Origin of the sequence: Armatimonas sp., from assembly GCF_043760365.1 — a bacterium.
GTDB lineage: Bacteria > Armatimonadota > Armatimonadia > Armatimonadales > Armatimonadaceae > Armatimonas.
Window position 1 is genome coordinate 1 of record NZ_JAYUPA010000270.1, and the last position, 2015, is coordinate 2015.

General features: G+C 64.4%; 2 protein-coding genes. Both read left to right on the forward strand.

Translation table 11 applies throughout. From position 1 onward, the window contains the following. The first annotated feature begins 161 nt into the window (after positions 1-161). On the forward strand, positions 162-488 hold the full coding sequence (locus ACH2EH_RS06460) for a hypothetical protein (protein ID WP_395140048.1): 327 nt from the start codon (positions 162-164) through the stop codon (positions 486-488). Next, complete coding sequence (locus ACH2EH_RS06465) at positions 485-1975, forward strand: MerR family transcriptional regulator (protein ID WP_395140050.1); 1491 nt, start codon at positions 485-487, stop codon at positions 1973-1975. Before ACH2EH_RS06460 ends, ACH2EH_RS06465 begins: the two co-directional genes overlap by 4 nt. Positions 1976-2015 lie beyond the last annotated feature (40 nt).

Sequence of the window (2015 nt, forward strand, 5' to 3'; positions counted from 1 at the left end):
CTGCCCGCCCTGCAAGCGTGGTTTGCCAAGTGGCAAGCCGAGCACCCCGGACAGACCATCGTCTCTCGATATGTTACCAAGGTTTCAATCCTCACCCAGCCCGAAGACCGGGTGCGCTGCGGCGAAAGCCACGACGAGATTTTACCAGGAGGTTCTCTGTGATGAGTTACCCAATACGCTTCGGGTGGTGCCCCGGCTGCGACGCCCCGGTATCCAGTGCTACTGTTTTCTGCGCCCAGTGTGAGCGCAAGAACATTCGCCTCTTGTCGGCCATCGCCCATGCTGCACGACAGGAGCAGATCTCCTGGGATCGCCGCTCTGACGGGGCGATCCGCTTGTACCTGCTGGCGCTCTCACTGGCGGTTGTTGCCGGGGTGCCTACCCTGGAGTATGGCGAGCCGGGCTGTGCCTGGATCGTCGCCTCTGTGGTGCTCCTGGTGGGGGCGCTGGGTAGGGTCGTCGAGCCTAAGACGAGGAGGCCCCGATGATCGCGAGCACTCCCCGGCGAAGCTCCGAGCGGCACAGGTGCGCAGCGCACCATGCCGAAGCTTCGTCCACCCACCGTTTTAAGCAGCCTGACGGACGGCGCTACCCCGAGTCCCGCCCGGACGGGTTGCTGTCCCAGGTGCAGCTCACCAAGGCGCTCGGGGTCGGCAAGAGCACCGTGCACAAGTGGCAAGGCGCTGGCCTGATCGCTCCCGTGTGCAAAGAGGGACACTGCCAGCTCTACAAGATGCCCACGCCGGAAGAGCTGGAAACAATTCGCTCTAGCCGCCGCGAGGCGTGGCTCCAGGGCGCGGCTCGTGGGGGATACGAAGCGTCTGATCGCAACATCTCCCAAGTCAACATTGGGCTTGCCCAAGCAAAGCTCGCGGCAAACCGAGGAGCAGCGCAACCAGAGGGCACGCTCACGTTCGCCCTGGCCGCCGAGGTACTCGCAGTCAGGGCGGAAACAGTGGCCTCATGGGTGCGAAAGGGGCGGCTTGTGTGCGTTGGTTCTGGCAAGTTCGGGCGGTTTCTCCCCATTGCCGTCGTCGAGGCCTTTGCCAAGACTCGTGCGGAGTATGTCCCTGTTGCGGCACAGGTGCGCGGCGCAGGCGTCGAAAGCGCAGCGCTCTCAGCCGCACCATGCCGTGTCGTTAAGCCGGTTCCGTCCCGGCCCGAACTTGCCGGCTTGTTCTCAATCGAGGAGCTTGCTGACCAGGCGGGCGTCGCCCTGGGCACCTTGCGGGCGTGGCTCAAGGACGGATTGATCCCGGCTCCCGCTGCGGTGGGGCGAAACAATCGGCAGTACTTCCAGCCTCTGGCTCCTGATCGAGTCGCACAAATCCGGGAAGTGCGGCGTGTGAACTCAATTCGTGGGTCGGGCAAAGGCGGGCAGACTCGCAAAGAGTCCGGCGCACTAGCAGCCCAGCTCCGGGCAGCGAAGACGGCGGCGCTTGAAGCACACCAGGCTACCCGGCCCGAGGGCGCTCTGAGCTACAAAGAAGCGGCGGCAGAGATCGGTGTGGCCGTTGACACTCTGCGAGGACGCATCAGGCACGGGTATGTCGCGGTGCTGCCCGGCTGTTGGATCGCCAAGGGCGAGCTGGTGCGCCACCAGGCAGACTGGGCAACTCGGAAGGCCGCGCCAAAGGCCACCCAGTCTACTGGGCGTAGTGTCTATACAACGGTGCCGACAAAGGTCTTAGCGCCGCTGCGCAAAGCGCCCCTTGTCGTCGAGGTTCCTCCGACACGGGAAGTTTCCACCCAGCCCGACAACTACGACGATGCGGTGAAGGCGGGGCGCTTGGATCCCGCGCTCTCCGGGGTGCTAGGCTTCAATCTTTTAATGGGGCCAGGTCGTGTGTTTCGGGCGGCTCTTGTGGGCACTACGCCGCCTGTGGGCTGGCACTACCACGAGAAGCACCACAAAGACGGCTTTGGGCGCTGGCAGTCGCGGGCGCTCGCTGCAAAAACGGGGAGACTCCTATGAGCGGGACCCTCGACAACGTGGACATCTGCCCGACTTGCGG

Excerpts from the sequence above, each read along its gene's own strand:
- ACH2EH_RS06460 (WP_395140048.1), top strand. The coding sequence starts at position 162 with ATGAGTTACCCAATACGCTTCGGGTGGTGCCCCGGCTGCGACGCCCCG.
- ACH2EH_RS06465 (WP_395140050.1), top strand. The coding sequence starts at position 485 with ATGATCGCGAGCACTCCCCGGCGAAGCTCCGAGCGGCACAGGTGCGCA.